The organism is Salinivibrio sp. AR647 (genome assembly GCF_001995415.1).
Lineage (GTDB): Bacteria > Pseudomonadota > Gammaproteobacteria > Enterobacterales > Vibrionaceae > Salinivibrio > Salinivibrio costicola.
The window spans coordinates 361,733-378,827 of record NZ_MUFE01000003.1 but is presented as its reverse complement, the minus strand read 5'-3'; the positions used below and the strand labels follow the sequence as shown (position 1 = coordinate 378,827).

At 40.9% G+C, this 17,095-nt stretch carries 16 protein-coding genes; 2 read left to right on the top strand and 14 right to left on the bottom strand.

Annotated elements, in window-relative coordinates:
• Both BZG76_RS05710 and BZG76_RS05705 read right to left on the bottom strand, forming a co-directional pair.
• The coding region (locus tag BZG76_RS05710) for an SDR family NAD(P)-dependent oxidoreductase (protein WP_131825312.1) at nt 1–541 on the bottom strand (541 nt) is incomplete at its 3' end.
• A gap of 248 nt (nt 542–789) precedes the next feature.
• On the bottom strand, nt 790–1,896 hold the full coding sequence (locus BZG76_RS05705; RefSeq protein ID WP_077460476.1) for a hypothetical protein: 1,107 nt from the start codon (nt 1,894–1,896) through the stop codon (nt 790–792).
• Between the two features lie 261 nt (nt 1,897–2,157).
• Between BZG76_RS05705 and BZG76_RS05700 the strand changes: the two genes are divergently transcribed.
• The gene (locus tag BZG76_RS05700; RefSeq protein WP_158011323.1) at nt 2,158–3,549 is read left to right on the top strand and encodes an O-antigen ligase family protein; all 1,392 of its coding nucleotides are present in this window, start codon (nt 2,158–2,160) and stop codon (nt 3,547–3,549) included.
• Here the strand turns inward: BZG76_RS05700 and BZG76_RS05695 are convergent.
• Nucleotides 3,546–4,094 carry a sugar transferase gene (locus tag BZG76_RS05695; protein ID WP_077460474.1) on the bottom strand — a complete coding sequence of 183 codons (549 nt, stop codon included), beginning with the start codon at nt 4,092–4,094 and terminating at the stop codon, nt 3,546–3,548. The two genes, BZG76_RS05700 and BZG76_RS05695, sit on opposite strands and share 4 nt — an antisense overlap.
• Nucleotides 4,095–4,134: 40 nt before the next feature.
• Nucleotides 4,135–5,124: a UDP-glucose 4-epimerase family protein gene (locus tag BZG76_RS05690; protein ID WP_077460473.1), complete on the bottom strand. Its 990-nt coding sequence runs from the start codon at nt 5,122–5,124 to the stop codon at nt 4,135–4,137.
• A 158-nt stretch (nt 5,125–5,282) separates the two neighbouring features.
• On the opposite strand from BZG76_RS05690, the gene BZG76_RS05685 reads away from it, so the two are divergent.
• Complete coding sequence (locus BZG76_RS05685; protein ID WP_077460472.1) at nt 5,283–7,151, top strand: polysaccharide biosynthesis protein; 1,869 nt, start codon at nt 5,283–5,285, stop codon at nt 7,149–7,151.
• Here the strand turns inward: BZG76_RS05685 and BZG76_RS05680 are convergent.
• From BZG76_RS05680 to BZG76_RS05635, 10 genes are all read right to left on the bottom strand, one after another.
• Nucleotides 7,141–8,274 carry a glycosyltransferase family 4 protein gene (locus BZG76_RS05680; RefSeq protein WP_077460471.1) on the bottom strand — a complete coding sequence of 378 codons (1,134 nt, stop codon included), beginning with the start codon at nt 8,272–8,274 and terminating at the stop codon, nt 7,141–7,143. The genes BZG76_RS05685 and BZG76_RS05680 overlap by 11 nt on opposite strands.
• 104 nt (nt 8,275–8,378) lie before the next feature.
• Nucleotides 8,379–10,568 (bottom strand): FkbM family methyltransferase, encoded by a 2,190-nt coding sequence (locus BZG76_RS05675; RefSeq protein WP_077460470.1) that lies wholly within the window; start codon nt 10,566–10,568, stop codon nt 8,379–8,381.
• Complete coding sequence (locus BZG76_RS05670) at nt 10,561–11,871, bottom strand: glycosyltransferase (protein ID WP_077460469.1); 1,311 nt, start codon at nt 11,869–11,871, stop codon at nt 10,561–10,563. The genes BZG76_RS05675 and BZG76_RS05670 overlap by 8 nt, the downstream gene beginning before the upstream one ends.
• A gap of 12 nt (nt 11,872–11,883) precedes the next feature.
• Nucleotides 11,884–12,414: a D-glycero-alpha-D-manno-heptose-1,7-bisphosphate 7-phosphatase gene (locus tag BZG76_RS05665; protein WP_077460468.1), complete on the bottom strand. Its 531-nt coding sequence runs from the start codon at nt 12,412–12,414 to the stop codon at nt 11,884–11,886.
• Nucleotides 12,411–13,088 (bottom strand): nucleotidyltransferase family protein, encoded by a 678-nt coding sequence (locus BZG76_RS05660; protein ID WP_077460467.1) that lies wholly within the window; start codon nt 13,086–13,088, stop codon nt 12,411–12,413. The genes BZG76_RS05665 and BZG76_RS05660 overlap by 4 nt, the downstream gene beginning before the upstream one ends.
• A 4-nt stretch (nt 13,089–13,092) precedes the next feature.
• A complete protein-coding gene (locus BZG76_RS05655; protein WP_077460466.1) occupies nt 13,093–13,680 on the bottom strand; it encodes a D-sedoheptulose-7-phosphate isomerase in 588 nt (195 codons plus the stop codon).
• The gene (locus tag BZG76_RS05650) at nt 13,668–14,699 is read right to left on the bottom strand and encodes a GHMP family kinase ATP-binding protein (protein ID WP_077460465.1); all 1,032 of its coding nucleotides are present in this window, start codon (nt 14,697–14,699) and stop codon (nt 13,668–13,670) included. Before BZG76_RS05650 ends, BZG76_RS05655 begins: the two co-directional genes overlap by 13 nt.
• A gap of 12 nt (nt 14,700–14,711) precedes the next feature.
• Nucleotides 14,712–15,740, bottom strand: a complete 1,029-nt coding sequence (locus tag BZG76_RS05645; RefSeq protein ID WP_077460464.1) for a GDP-mannose 4,6-dehydratase — start codon at nt 15,738–15,740, stop codon at nt 14,712–14,714.
• Between the two features lie 2 nt (nt 15,741–15,742).
• Entirely contained in the window at nt 15,743–16,588 is an 846-nt protein-coding gene (locus BZG76_RS05640) for a sugar nucleotide-binding protein (protein ID WP_077460463.1), read from the bottom strand.
• Nucleotides 16,578–17,033, bottom strand: coding sequence for a hypothetical protein (locus BZG76_RS05635; protein ID WP_077460462.1), 456 nt, complete (start codon nt 17,031–17,033; stop codon nt 16,578–16,580). The genes BZG76_RS05640 and BZG76_RS05635 overlap by 11 nt, the downstream gene beginning before the upstream one ends.
• Nucleotides 17,034–17,095: the final 62 nt, after the last annotated feature.

Genomic DNA, 17,095 nt, shown 5'->3' with positions numbered 1-17,095 from the left:
GGATCACTGAGCCGCGAGAGCCCATGACGTTGCCATAGCGCACCACACTGAACTTCAGGTCACGGGAGCCTTTAATGTTGTTTGCCGCCGTAAATAGCTTGTCTGATGCAAGCTTGGTCGCACCATAGAGGTTTATCGGCGCACAGGCTTTGTCAGTGGAAAGTGCAACGACATTGTTCACTCCACATTTCAATGCCGCATTAATCACGTTCTCCGCGCCATCAATGTTGGTGCGAATACATTCCGTTGGATTGTACTCCGCCGTATCAACCTGCTTGATCGCCGCCGCGTGGATGATCACATCCACCTCTTCACACGCTTGCACCATGCGCTCTCTGTCGCGCACATCACCGATGAAAAAGCGTAGTTGTGGGTACTCACTTTGCGGATACAGCTGTTTGAGCTCAAATTGCTTTAGCTCGTCACGCGAATAGATAATGATTTTTTTTACGTCAGGGTAGCGAACAAGAATGGTCTGGATGAACTGCTTACCGAACGATCCGGTGCCGCCGGTGATGAGGACTGATTTGTTGTTTAGCATAACGTTTACAATCTAATCGAAAAGTATGGTGGCAAGTATATTACATTTCGTAGCTTCTGTTTATCCCTTAGAGCCTTTTTCTATGAGGTTCACTGTACTCAAGGTAAGGTGCTAATCCTATCCAACCAAATCATTTACTCGTGTAAATATGTTGTCTCAACCGCGAGTATACCCCACCCTCTGCAGTCAAAATGAACATTCATTTTGAACGCATCGATACTGTCTGCCTCCATGAGGATCTTGACTCCCTAACCTGAATAAAACTCCCTCAACACCGCATACTTACGATTAAACGCTTGGTTAATGATCGCTTGGTTCTTTGCCGCATCAATACTGTTGTTTTTAATCGCTAACGCTAAGTCGTGCCACGTTTTATAACTTATTACATCAACGCCTTCGGCAAACTTAAGCTCTTTCTCGTTTGCCGAGTTGGCTTCTACACAAACAACTCCGTTACCTAAGTTCAAGTAACTTCTTGCTGATGACATGCTTCCTCGCCCCTGTAATATGAGATAGTGGCATGACGCAAGGATTGCGTTATACGCTATCGGCGTTGTAGCAATAGGATAAGCGATATCGACATTACATTTATAAATGTGACGCAACATACCTAGATAGAGGTCAATGATCACTCTCAAGTGCTTCTTCTTTTTGTAAGTGAACAGTGTGATTTTATTCTTAGGTACCAGCCCCTCTTTTTTGAAGGCGCTAATCATTTTAAGAATATCGATTAACGAAAAGACACCTCTTTTTGCACCTATACATATGTTATTCTCACGCACCGTTATACTCTCAGATTGGTGAAGAGATTTAAACATCTCCCATTCTCTTGACGGCAACGATTTAAATGGATCTCTAGCATCAACATATCTATACGTTTTATCTGGGAGCAAATGATCCATTTTTTCTTTGAAGTAGGGTTCTGGCGCAATCAACGTATTCACATTATTGATAACAAAAAGGCAATCTTCATCAAAAAGTGCTTCGCTAGCGACTACTAATTCTCCATGTTTGTTTTTAACATTAATCCATCTAGCAACTTCATCGTCAGTTAAATGAATTGCTATTTTTTCAGCCGCATGATTTTCTACAATCAATTTTTTTAATACTGACGCATTCTTTGTATTGAGTGAAATAGCCGTCACTGAACAACAATCATTCAATATTTTTGTATCACAATGCTGATATGAAACAACATCGACGTCTAGGAGCGGTTCACGTGATTCACCACAAGATGGTGATACAAGAAGAAGCTTTCTTGGAGGCACGAGACATTTGTTAATCAATACATCAATATAAAGTTTAATGAAAACATGCTCATGGTCGCCCACTATAATGTGTTCTTTTTTTTCCATTCTCGCTCTCAATACATTGAATTATCATTGATATACAGTACCAATAGTGTAACAGATTAACGAGCCTACCAAGAGCAAAAACTCCGCGAATCCGCTCTCCAGTTCATCTTTTGAGCATCCGCCTTTTCACACACCACAGCCGTTTAACTCATCCTTGCTGAGGTAATCAACAAGTGCACGCTCCACCAAGATATGTATAATCCTCTGGCATTCTCGAATCATGCTATTCATGAAAACAGATATAAGACAAAGGAAAACACCTTGTTACTCACTTCTCGTCGCCAGCTCACCAGCTTGTTGTGTTTGGCTTACTTCGCCACCTTGCTTATCACGCCAGAGTCTTACAAATATGTGGGCATTTTGCTGGCGGTCACCGCTCTGATCATGTTGCCGAGTACGTGGCAGGCGCTAAAAACACGCCCCGCCATGCTGATTAGTGGCTCATTGGTGCTCTACTTTGTGGTCACACTCGCCTTTGCCCTGCCGGGCGGGCATTATACGCAACTGGATATGCCTAGCCGTGTGCTATTAGCCATTTTGATTTTTGCGTTGCTCTTAACGTATCCCCCCTCGCTGAAAGCCGTTTTTTATGGCTGTGGTATAGGGGCGTCTGTAGCGGGAAGCATCGCACTGTATCAGCATTACATACTCGATATTCGCGCGCTTTCGACCGGCGGGTTTATGCCGATCCAAGTTGCAGGCATGGCGGCCGGCTTAAGCGTTTTTAGCATTTTTGCCTATATCTATAGTTGCCAACGAAGGTTACCGACCTTAAAGGCCATCGCCTTTCTAGGCATCACCCTAGGCTTTATCGCCATACTACTTAGTGGCGGCCGTGGCTCATGGGTGATTACGCCCTTTGTCGCCTTGTGGGCGCTAGTTTATTATCGCAAGGTTTTCTCGCGCCGCGATTATGTCGCCATGGGAGCCAGTATTGCCCTCATTATAGCCACCGCCCTCGTGCCCGCGTTAAACCGCGCTGGCTTGGTCTTATCGGATTTGGCAAGATACGAGCAAGTGACCGAAACGCCAATGCACCCGGAACCTGTTAGTCAACCACCTGTTAGTCAACCACCTGTTAGTCAACCACCTGTTAGTCAACCACCTGTTAGTCAACCAAAAGCATCGTCACCTCAAGACAAAAGTCAATCAACAGAGGCGAATATAGGATCTGCCACGCTGCCAACGCCGCGTGTCGGTAGCTCTTCAGGAATCAGGCTCGAGTTATGGAAAGCAGCGCTTTTGATAGCAGCCGAAAACCCTATCACAGGGGCGGGTTATACGAACATCATGGCGGCAAAACAGAGATTGGTTGAACAAGGTTATTCGGACGCCGTTATAGTAGGCTCCAGCCGCGCGCATAACCAGTTTTTAGAAGAGTTACAAGTCAAAGGCTTAATCGGTTTTGGCACGCTAATTTTCATGCTCTCAGCACCCTGGATAGTAACGAGAAAAGGCAAAAGAAACGGTAGCCCAGAAAATCAACTCGCTATCGTATTATTACGTTGTCACCTGATACTTGTTGCAGGTTGTATGTTGACGCAACACTACATCAATCACCACTCTGGGATCTTGTTTTTTTCACTCGGAGTGGTGATTTTTGCAAGTATGGCGATCTCACCCAATAGTGAACAGAATAACGCTAATACTTAGCTGGTACGGTCTCCCGTCCCTTTGCCCAGCACCGTTGCGATGATGTAGAGAAAATACTGCTTTAATGACAAGGTTGCGAGCATGTCGTGATCCCATTGGGCGAGTTTGGTAGGATCTGACATATCAATACCATTAATCTGAGCCAGGCCGGTGATCCCCGGCCTGACATCAAAAATCCCCCGTTGCTCTCGTGCTTCAATCAACTCGGTTTGATTAAACAAACATGGACGCGGGCCAACCAAGCTCATCTCGCCACGCAGCACATTGATAAGCTGCGGCAATTCATCCAGCTTCGTTCTGCGTAGAAAACGCCCTAGACGGGTCACATCGCTTGCACTGACCAAGTGAGTTGCCATAGACCGCGTGTGTATCGGCATGGTACGAAATTTAACTAATGTGAACGGCTGCTGATTTCTCCCAACGCGGGTTTGCCTAAAAATAGGCGCCCCGGTATCAAAGTATCCAAAAACAGCGATCACGATAATGATAGGCCACAGTAGCAGTAGGCCGGCGAATGCAAAAATAAAATCGAGTAAACGTATCACGAACAATGCCTTGTCTTAGGTGTGGTGGATGTTGGCTTGGTTAAGGTTTTTTTGTGAGATAAGGTTTTTTTGCAAGATAGTCACTCACGGTTTTTGCGATCCCTTGCTCTACGCTATAACGCGGTTGCCAGTTAAGTTGGCCCATGGTTTTATGAATATCCACTTGCAAGTCACCACATAAACGCTGCGACAACTGCGGTTTATTGAGTAATTGAGCTATACGAGTCAGTAAGCACGCGGGAATCGGCAGTAAATAGGCACGTCGGCGCATTGCTTGCGCGACGGTTTTTAGTAACCGAGTTGTCGAGACATCGTCATTATCGGAGGCTAAGAATACGTGCCCGGCTGCATTAGGGTGGATACAACACGTTAGGATCAGATCGGCAAGATTATCAAGGTAAACCATACTTCGTCGATTATGAATGGCACCCAAGGGTAAGGGTATACGTCGTTTGGTCCATTTCATCATGGTGAGAAAGTTGGCTTTTACGCCGGGCCCATATACCAGTGGCGGACGGATCACCACTACGTCTAACCCGGTTTGCTGAGCAATTTCAAACAGCGCCTGCTCGGCCTCATATTTGCTGATACCATACGGATCTTGTGGGTTAGGCTTATCGTTGGCATAAAACGGCTGATTAGGGGGGGTCGCTTCGCCATTCACTTTTATCGAGCTAATAAACACAAACCGTTTCACACCGGCAGCCGCGGCTTGTTGTGCCAAGTGCCGAGTCCCTTCGGTGTTAATTGAACGGTACGCTGCCAGTGCGTCAGCCTCGGTTTCATGCATGTGATGCACGCGCGCGGCGCAGTGAATCACACAATCGATTCCTTCAAAGGCGCCCTTCCAGTCCGTATCGCCATTGATGGCATCCACCCAAAATCGAGACGTTTGCGTCTCACGCTGATTTGCTCGCTGGGCGTCTGCTTTGGTGCGCACCACTTCTCGCACGTTGAGACAACGTTCTGTCGCTAAATTAACCACCGCTTGACCCACAAACCCCGAACTTCCGGTAAGTAACAAACTCATCTGTGAAACGTCTCACATACAACATTGCAAATTTAGTACCATTGTTGTCGGCTCTTCGGGTAAAATCAATCGTCAATTTCTCGTAATTGCCTGTGAAGTCAACTAAATTGGTGACAAGTAACATCCTTTCATCAAATCAATTAATCAAATGGTCGCTAATGTTCACGCCTATTAAGCCACTTCTCAATGCCAGCCGCGGCAAAAAACGCCTAATTACGGCATCTTATGATATGGTTGCGGTGGTGCTTTCTATTTATCTTGCAATTGTGTTTCGCCTCGGCACCACCACGTTTGAGTTTGGTATCGAAGAGGCCGCCTCTTTTTTCGCCACGATCCTCGCCACTGTGTTTTGCTTTATCAGGCTCGGCATGTACCGGGCTGTATTAAGGTACATGACCTTGCCTGCCATTGGTCACATTTTTCTTGCCGTGGGCATATCGGCAATCACTTTAGCGCTAAGTGGTTTCTTTTTTAGGTCTTTTATCCCGCGCAGCGTTCCCTTTATATACGCCGGCATTGCCATTCTTACACTAGGCGGGCCACGAATTTTATTTCGTACACTTTATGAGCAATATTACAAACGCAATAAGCCCAACGTGTTTATTTACGGTGCCGGAGCAACAGGGCGTGATCTCGCCTACGCGCTGATCCAGGGTAATGAGTATCATCCTGCAGCAATCCTCGATGATGATAGCGCGAAAGTAGGCCAGATCATGTACGGCATTCGAGTATATCATCCATCAGAATTTGATGGACTGCGGTCGCTCTATCAGCCCGTTAAGCTGCTACTCGCGATTAATAATGTGACTAAAGGTGAGCGGCTACGATTACTTGAAAAGCTTGCCCATTGGCCGATTGAGATTCAGTCCGTCCCTTCCGTTGAAGACATTGCTGCTGGCAAAGGCACTGTGAGTGACATTAAAGATCTCGACATTGCTGATCTATTAGGCCGCGCACCGGTTGAGCCCGACCCTGCTCTGTTGGCCAAACAGATCACCAATAAAAATGTGTTAGTGACCGGAGCCGGTGGCTCAATTGGTCTAGAAATATGCCAGCAAGCGCTAAAGCTAAAACCTACCAAGCTAGTCCTTTTTGAGCTAAACGAATATAACCTTTACCGCGCCCATCAGACGCTGTCAAAAATGTGTATCAATTTAGCTCTTGATATACAACTTGTCGCTGCACTAGGGTCGGTGCAAAAAGAGAACCGTCTCGATAAGTTGATGGCTACTCATGATATAAATACGGTTTATCATACCGCAGCCTATAAACATGTGCCTTTAGTTGAAGATAATATCGTCGAAGGCATACGCAACAACGTGTTTGGCACCCTGGCATGCGCCAACGCAGCCATCGCGAATCAAGTAGAAAGCTTTACGCTTATTTCAACGGATAAAGCGGTACGACCCACCAATATTATGGGCGCCAGTAAACGCCTTGCAGAGCTCGTGCTCCAAGCTCTAGCTGATAGACAAAGCAATACGACGTTTACCATGGTGCGTTTCGGCAATGTGTTAGGGTCGTCCGGCTCTGTCGTGCCTTTATTTAAATCACAAATTCGTGCCGGCGGCCCAGTAACAGTGACACACCCAGATATTACCCGCTACTTTATGTTGATCCCCGAGGCGGCCCAGCTTGTGATCCAAGCCAGTGCGATTGGTCACAACGGCCAGGTATTTGTGCTCGACATGGGCGAGCCCGTAAAAATTCTAGACTTGGCCAAGCGCATGATCCAGCTGATGGGTCTGCGGGAGAAAACACCAAGCATGGTTGACGGTGACATTGAAATCCAGTTTACAGGGTTAAGGCCCGGCGAAAAGCTATATGAAGAGTTATTGATTGGCGATAACGTTGAAGGGACAGGTCATGAGAAAATCATGACCGCCAGAGAACAGATGTTGAGCTGGAGTGACATGCAGACACTTTTAGAACAACTCGATGGTTGTTGTCATGATTTTGACGAAGAATGTATTGTGAGGATTCTATTAGATGCTCCAACTGGATATAAACCCAATATTAAAGTATAGCACCAAGCTCATCGTAAACTTTGAGAGTTTTTTCAAATACCATTTCTTGAGAAAACTCTTCTTCAACTTTCTTACGCCCTTTAACACCAAATTCAAGAGTTTTCTCATCATCCTCAAGCAACGCTCGCAAACAGTTAACAAGTGAAACTACGTCTCCAGGTTGCGCCAGCAAGCCGTTGACATTATGAGATACGATATCACGACAACCAACGACATCGGTTGTGATTATCGCTCTTTGGCAAGAAGCTGCCTCGATCAAGATACGAGGAACACCTTCACCATATGTAGTTGGCAAACACACTATATCGTTTTCTTTTATTAGCTTAGGCATATCTTGCACGTTACCTAACCAGTTGATATCTCGGGAACTTGCCCAAGCCTTCACTTGGCTAAGAGGAATAGCAGAAGAAACATCATCATCAATAATCCCAGCAATGTTAAGCGTAAAACTCAATCCTTGCTTTTCTAGCTCACGCTTTGCTAAAACTAGAGACTCCAATCCCTTTTCTTTTAAAAGTCTTGCACCAAATAAAACGTTTTTATTTAAGGGAGCTAATGAAGGGGAAAAACGAGCCAAATCAATTCCAGCCCCCTTGATCACGCGACCATTATGATATTTTAAAATACCGAGCTCACCAAATAACTCAAAGTCTTCGTTATTCTCAAAAACAAAGCGAGAGCTTGAGGAGGATATAAAGCGATAGAGGTTAGCAATTATAAGTTTTAATAATTTAAACTTCATAGCATTAGAACTAAACACAGCCCCTAAGCCAGTAACACTGTAAACAATTGGTTTTTGGTAAAAAAACCTATTTAGTAAGCCAGTATATATATTAGGCTTGATTGTTACACAATGTATTAAGTCAGGTTCAATACCATCTATTATTTTTTTAAGGCTATAACTACTAGCGATCTCTCGAAAAAAATTTACACTTTTTCTTTTGACAGATAATTGATGGCAAGTGAAGCCTTTAGAAACCAATTCGTTCTTGATAACATCATTTGAAAAACTACTAACAATATGTATATCAAAACCTAATGACTTAAAATACTCTGCTCGCTCTAGCCAATGAAGGCGGAAATACCAGTCAACATTTATTACATAAACGATCTTTTTACTCATAACTCGCCATAAAAAACACTAATTAAAGTTAACCAGATAACACTTGAAGTAAAAATAGAGTTAAGGGAGAACCTTAGTTCTCCCTTAATGTCATACCTAATTCACTACCAACAAACTAACATGTATTCGTAGATTAAATCTTTTTCTGGCTGTAGGTGAACCAGCTTAAATTGATAGTCTAAGTCCAATTCCTTTACGAATCTCTTACAATCAAATATTTGCTCTGGCTGAAGCCAGAGGTGATAGACAGATATCAGTAATACAGGTTTATTTTTCCTAATAGTAGCCTCAGCCCCTTTAAGGGCATTTAATTCAAAACCTTCTACATCAAACTTAATTAAACCAACATCACCATTTTCGTATTCAGAGCTAACAAGTGCATCAATACTAACTGAGTCGACCTTAATACTGCCTTCAGAGCCACCTTCAACAATACACGAACCGACACCATCATCACCAACCTTTCTCATTGAAAGAGTTTCTACTGTCTCGCCGACAGCAATATTACGAGGTTCAATAACATCCCCCAAATATTGCTTATTTCGTTCAAGGTTCCTTTTTAGACAATTATAGTTATCAAGCATTGGCTCAATTGCAACGACCTTTTCAAAACCAAAGCTTGCAAACATAATAGCTGTATCACCTACCCATGCCCCACAGTCCAAAGCCAACTTACCTTTAAATGTCTCTGGAATTGAGTCAGGAAGATACTTAATACCTGACTTAAAATAATTCGTAGCCAACGTTATTGGTAATTCGGCTAGATCTAAATGAGCATAGTCAAGCTCTTGCTTATTCATAATAACTTCGAGGTTAGAAAGAATAAGCCTATCTTCATCGGTAAACAAAGTCGTTGAGAGAGGGAGCTTGAGCTCCAAGCCTTGATGTTCAAAGTAAGGTAATATTTCGTAAAGCCCAAACAGCTTTCTTTCATTAAGAAGACTAAACTCATCGAGCCCCTCTCTAAATTCGTCTCTGAGTATCGAAATTCGCTTCTCGTTAGCTCGAATATAGTAGTGAAACTGATTTGTTGGTGCGACCATCAAAGTAACGCTAGCGTCAGACCTCTTACTATCGTAAAGATCTCGCTGTGAAATGAGATCAGAAACCCTGTCTATTTCTGTTGAAAGGTGGCCATGTTCAAGTTCGTTGATACGCGATACCAACTTACCAGAATTCTTCGTGATAGCGGAGTTTAATGATGAACTCAAGGTAGCAACAACCGGGTCAACAATAAGTTTATTACATATCAAACGTGCCTTCTCGACTAATTTACGTCGTATTGAAGCTCTCTTTTGTTTAACAGCAACAGTTTTTTCTGATATGAGGCTCTTATACAGAGGTAACACGTGATTATAATAATAGTCGTTGGTATCTGGAGAAAACGATGCGTTATCAACGTCAAAGCCGTCTAATTTAGCCTCATCGAAAACTGAATTCGCCTTGGCCAAATATTGCTTCAGACCTTGATCCTTGAGTCGCGAAGCATGGAAGACCAAATCAAACATATGATGAAAATAGAAAGCCTGTACGAAAGTAGGAAAGCGATCACTTTCTACTAGGAACCTTTTAATTACGTCATAATTACCAAATGAAATTAGAGCCTTATCAGAACTCGCACTTGACGAACCTTCATTTAAAACACGATAGTTATATACTGGAACATCCAGAAGTGTTATTTCATCGGCAATAGAATAGGCGATAAACTTAAATGGCATATCTTGGTAAGATGCCCCTGGACTTTCATAAAATCTTATTAAATTATCTTCTAAAAAGTCGCGCTTATATAATCCAGTCCAAATAGAAGATTCTAAAAGGAATAACTCTACAGATTCACTTGGCACTACTCGACCAATATTATTTTCATCGAAATGAGTTAAGTGCTTAAGAGATTGAGTGTTCAAAACTCCATCATTTTGTATGCGATTAAAGGTAGCTTTAACGATAGGATTAGGTACAAGTTGATAAGCTTCTACAAGGCGCTCGAACATGTCTAACTCAATCCAATCATCAGTCTCGACAATTGCAATAAAGTCTCCGGTAGCAATACTTAACCCAGAGTTAATTGCCGCTCCATAGCCAGCATTTTCTTTGTGAATAGCTATAACACGATTATCCGCACCAGCATAATCGTCAATAATTTCATGGCAGGAATCTGGACTCCCATCATTCACAATAATAACTTCAAGGTTTTGATGACTTTGAGCTAAGACACTGTCTAAACACTGAGGTAATGTATCTTCTCCTGCATAAACGGGAAGAATCACTGATATTTTATATTCCATATTATTCATAACTCTTAAGAAGTGCCTTTAATGTTGACTCAAGGTCGTATCTATCATTGAATGCGTCAAAAACTCTTTGGCTGTCTTTTGCCATAGAGGCCAGACTACTTTTATCTAGTAGGGCTATGAATTCAGCACACTCATCTGCCGACTCTAGTTGCTGATAGCTTTTTGAAGTTTGGATACCTTCCATACCCGCTTTAGTTGACACTAAGGGTGCGCCAAAAGATAACGCCTCTAAGCATTTAACTTTCATCCCAGACAACAATTCATCTGGGTTTACTATGAGATCACATGATGCATAAAATTCTTCCAAACTCTCGCAAAATCCCAAGACTTTTACAAATTTTGGTAACTCTAGTTCATCTAAAGCACCACATATAGTGCCCGTCACATTCAATCTTATATTGTGCTCCCTTCTAGATAAGCTCTCTATCAGATTCTTTATCGCAACAACATTCGGGTAATGTCCTGACGCCATAAAGCCAACAACAAGCTGAGAACCTCCTTGAGGCGCATAATCTAAGAAGTTCTTTGGTATCATTGGGGGTTGCACAATCACGTTTGAAGATGTTGTGTCTCGGAAGTACTCCCCCTCAGCCTCTTGAATCGCTATAATGTAATCAGATCGAGAAAGCCCAATTGATTCTTCACTTTGTGAAGTCGAAAAATAGAATTTATCTTCAGCAACACCTATATTACTCATTCGGGAATTTCGGTTTGCGAATACATCATGCGTATCTAACATAATAACTGCGTCTTTATTTACCGCAGTTGAAAGTTTAGAAAGGAAAACATAATTGATCATCGCAACATCAAATTGATTAGTAGCAGAGAGTGCGCCCACAAACTGCATTGCTCTGTCATCGACCCAATCATCAATACCGTTACCATCTACGATTACTTGTTGGTTAACATCTCGCTTAAGTTGACCAAATTTACCACCTATAGCTTTTAAATTATAAGTATAATCCCATAAGTCATTATTTGAATCCCAAGGAGAATCATTATAAATCACAGTATGTATTGAATAGCCTAATTTCTTCAAGGCTCTTATTTTAGAGTCGCAATTTTTACCAACAGCGTCAGAGCCATAAAATGGCATTACTACTAATGCATTTTTTTTAGAGTGAGACTTAATTATTTTAGGCAGTACCGTTGTGTCTTCAGGCAGTTTCTCTACGATATTAAGTGCTTTTTTTAATAATCGCCTAAAGTAATATGAATTCACTAGTTTAACAAACAGCCCCCATCCCCGTCTTCCGACTCTAGTGTGATAACATTTGACAAAGAACAGCTTAATTCGATTCAAAACAAGACCTTTTTATAATGGAATAGAGAGTAAGTTTGAGTATATATTATATTTATTGTAATGCTTTAGTTCAATATCATGACCAGTTTCGACCATGTATACTTTTGACAAACCAAATTTAATTCCAGCTAATAAATCGCTTTCTTTATCACCAATCATTATAGATTCATTCAAATCAAAATTATATTTAGTCGATGCCAATTCTAACATGCCAGTGTTAGGTTTTCTGCAACGACACTCAAAACTAAATTCAGCGACAGAACCTTCTTTATGGTGAGGGCAATATAAGATATCCAAAATATCTATTCCATATTTAGATAATTCTTCACGGTACCACTTTGTAAGAACTTCGTAGTCATGAATGGTATAATATCCTCTTGCAATACCAGCTTGGTTCGTCACAATAATGATTTGATAACCATAATCAATCAAACGCTTCATACCTGAAATACAGTTTTCAGTAAATTCAAAATCCTCTACTCTGTATAGATAATTAACTTCTCTATTAATTACACCGTCGCGATCTAGAAAGGCAATTTTCATTTAAATTTCTCGCACGCTTCATGATAATCCTCAGGAATACCTATATCAATAAAATATGGTTTACTTGTATAAGCCTTAAATACCCCACTAAAGCCTGGTAAAAAGTCCGTTTCAAATGAAAACTTATTTCTTGAGTAATTTTCGATAATATTTTTATCGAGAAGATAAATCCCACTATTGATAATTCCGTTCCCGCCAGGCCCTTTCTCAACCATAGCTAACACGTTATTATCATGATCTAGCTTGAGACTTCCATACCGACTTACGTCATTGACCTCTACACCAGAAATTAGCAATTGAACATTTTTGGAACTATTAATAAACGCGTTATAGTCAAGCTCGCAATACGTATCACCATTTAAAACTATAAACTGTTCACTTTTCACTTTACTGGCTGCAAGCTTTATAGCACCGCCAGTACCAAGCGGTTCATCTTCAACTATAAAATCTACGTCACAGCTAACTGGATTATCTTTCTGCACTTTCTCAATGATGTAGTTAGCTTTGTAGGAGAGTGACAGAATGATTCTTCTTACACCTTGTTCCTCTAAGTACTTCATAAGTCGATAAAGAAATGGTTGCCCAGAGATATCCACCATTGGCTTAGGTAACTCGCCGCTAATTGTTTTCAAGCGGGTTCCAAACCCTCCAGCTAAGATAACTACATCATGCATAAACTTACTCTTCCGTTTTAAATATAACTTCTTCAACAATCGCACAGATCATATGACCGATACATATATGACACTCTTGTATGTAAGGAGTCACGGTAGAAGGTACATTAATAGAGTAATCAACCATATCCTTTAACTCACCGCTTTCGCCACACAATGCAACGCTCGTCACACCTAAATCTTTAGTTAGGTTCATAGCATTAATTATATTTTCAGAGTTTCCTGAAGTACTAATTCCAATAAAGATATCTCCGCTTCGGCTCTGTGCTTGTAATTGTCGAGCAAAAAGTTTATCGAACCCGTAATCATTACCAATTGCCGTCAGCATAGATGTATCCGTTGTTAAAGCTAAAGCTGGCAAACCAGGGCGATCAAAAAAGAATCTACTCACAAATTCAGCGGCGATATGTTGCGCATCAGCAGCACTACCACCATTACCTGCTATAATAACTTTATTACCATTACGATATGCTTCGATAATTAAATCTGCAACCTTAGAAACTTGAGCTAATACTTCATTTGAAGAAATTAACTTTTGTTTAACTGAAATGCTCTTGTTTAAATAGCTATGGATGTATTCTAGATTGTCCACGAATATGCTCCCTCTTCGACAAATTGGAATTTAAATACTTGACCACCAAATTGCTCAAGCTTACGTTCTACTATATTTTTCTTTTCTGGCTGAACAAATATCATCATAAAGCCACCACCACCTGCACCAGACACTTTCATTGACTTGGCACCGATATTAAAGATTTCGTTTTCAATCTCTTGGATCATAGGGTTCATTATTGAAGATGATGTTTTTTTCTTACTTTCCCATGCATCAAGAAAATCAGCCGCCATCGCATCAATATCTGATTTCAACAAATGCTCTTTAATTCTGTACGCAGATCGCTTCACACTATGCATAGCTTCAAGCTTAGAGTCTTTGTCCTCCTCTAAAGACTTGATTTGGTCATCTATAATTTTAGCAGAGTCACGAGATGTTCCTGTAAAATAGAGTATTAAAGATGATTCAAGCTCATTCACAATATAACGGCGAATTCTCAATGGGTTCACCACTACATGATTGTTAGCATAGAACTCCATAAAGTTAAAACCACCAAACGTCGCTGCATACTGGTCTTGTTTTCCACCGGAAAGAGAACAATCGACTCGTTCGATACTAAAGGCCAACTGAGCTAAGTCGTACTCACCTAGAGGCAATGAGTATAAATGAGTAAGACCTTGAAGCATTGAAACAACGACAGTTGAAGATGAACCAAGACCACTGCCAGCAGGGGCGTCTGAGTGAGTAATAATTCTCAATGGCTTTAGCTCTCCACCGAAGTAATCATTCATAACACGAAGATATACAGCGCGGTGAAGCTTGAGTTTACCTTCTAACCCAAACTCATTTTGACTCAAGTCTATCTCTTCACTAATCCCTAAATCAACAGCTTCAAAATAGACTTTGTTGCCTTCAACTTCATCATCTATATATGCATACGCATACATATTAATTGTCGCATTGAGTACGCATCCGCCATATGTGTCACTGTAGGGCGACACATCAGTCCCCCCTCCGGCAATTCCAAGGCGTAAAGGTGCTTTGCTTCTAACTTTCATTAATATTTTTTCCTAACGATTTAGAGGAATACGACCAGAAGAGATTTCATCACGCCAATGCTGTAATAAATCTTTAAACATATCTGATGTAGCAATTTCCGGCTTCCAATCAATAAACTTTCTTATCTTCGTGTTGTCGAACATCTGATAATCGGCATCAATAGGACGTAAACGGTCTGTATCTGTTACAACTTCTATATCATTACGAGTACTAAAACCTAACAATATTTCAATAACTTCAGGAAGCTTAAATGCCTCTTCACCTGCAATATTGAATGCTTCACCACAAGGCACGTTGCCCTTTTCGCTCTCGAGAGCAAGGAGGTAATACGCTCTAACTGCATCTCTAGCGTCTTGGAATGTTCTAACACTTGCAAGATTACCAAGCTTTAATTTGGGTTCTTGATAGCCTGCTTCGATAAGAGCAATTTGCTTTGCAACAGTACTTTCAAAGAATACATCACTTCGTCTCGGACCTGTATGAGTCCCCATACGCGTCACAAAGGTCTTAATGCCATATGCTTCGCCGTAAAACTGACCAAGGTAGTCTGTTCCAATTTTACTGATACTATATGGGCTAGCGCCATGAAATTGTGATTCCTCATTCAAAGCTTCACCAACTTTTGCTCGACCATATACTTCACTAGATGAACAAACATGTACCACGGGATTGTAGCCGTCTGCTGCTTTTAACTTGCGAACACATTCAAGTAAGTTAGCCGTACCGATAATATTGGTCTGTAGAGTCTCAATAGGGATATCAAAAGAAGTCCTAGGAAAAGACTGCGCTGCTAAATGAAAAATAAAATTAGGACGCTTTGAATCGATTAGCTCATAAAGAGATGCAAAGTCATTTAAGTCAGCGTACTCAACAGAAACACGCTCTTTAGCATTGATCTTTTCTGTCAGTTGATAAATGTTATCCATCGGCTCCTGCCAACGCATCATACCAACGACGTCGTAATCTGTTTCATTCAAAAGATAGTCGGCAAGCTGTGAGCCTACTTGTCCAGTAAAACCGGTAATCAGAACGTTTTTCATTTTTAATTGTACTCCTTGATAGATTCTTTATAGGATTTTGCAGGTCTCTTTAAAATCGCATCTAAATATTTACTTTCAGTATTTATTCTCTTAGGTCTACCTTTCCAAAAGCTAACTGGAGCTTCCGTAAAAGAATAGGTCAAATTTGGATGTTTTTGGTCCGCTAATTCTTTCACGATATCCTGTCGACTTACAAGTTGATGACCGGAAAAATTTACAGTTCTGGTTTCTATGTCATTCCAGTTTACAATGATATTTTTTATACCCAATAACACGTCATCAAGCGAAATAACGTTGCGTTCAAATCCGTCAAAGACATCAAGGTTTTTTCCTAATTCTGCATGCTCAGCTACCATCAGAGAAAACTTATCATCTTTGGCTAAAACATATGAAAATCGAACAACAAAGAAATTCTCATTGTCTTTAAAACTCTCTTCAACTTGAGATTTCATCTTCCCATATTGACCAAACGGTTTCGTTTCTGAGTCATCAAAACAAAGTTTATTAGCAGATCCAAACACAGCATCACTTGACGAAAATATGACTTTTACGCCTTTGACAATAAGCTTGTCGATGAGAAGAATCGTATTAGTTACATTAATATTATAAGCTTGATCGAAATCCTTTTCACACAAGTCAGGGGAGGATATAGCGGCAAGAAAAACAACGACATCATCTTTTTGGACTCTAGAAAGTAAATCATCAAAGTTGTTGCTAGATAGGTCTAAAGACACATCACAATTAGCTCTTCCGACGGTAAACTTATTAGAAAAATCTAATTTTTTGTATAAAGAATATCCAACAAAACCTGAAGATCCTAGTATATATACACTCTTATCAAACTTCATTTAATATCATTCCTGTTAACGCAAAATTCAGTTCTCGAATATCACTAGAGTCACTAATTTCAGATGGTACATATATATTGCCGAATTTTAATTCAATAGAAACAATACGTTCATTCACAAGTGACTTTGGAATATAAATGACATCAGAATTAAGATCAAAATTACCTAAAACAGTACCATTTACAATAACAGTAGTTGGCTCCTTTACGATATAACTACCAGAAAACGATAGCGCTACATCCGTAGGTTTCCTGATCTTAAATTGAATAGTGGAGGCATAACCTTGACTCCAAACACCCCACTTTTCATTATCATACCAACCAGCGCGAAGGCTTTCTTTCAATTCGTTCGCAGTATATTTTTTCGATAGCTCAAATGTTGGCAGATAATTTGTATTTCCCCGCTTTAGTATTGTCTTGCTAAGTTCACTTGCAGCGAATTTCAAAAAACTATTGGTGCCAGAAGGTTCAAAAACTCCATTATTCTTTAGAGCATTAATTACATCTA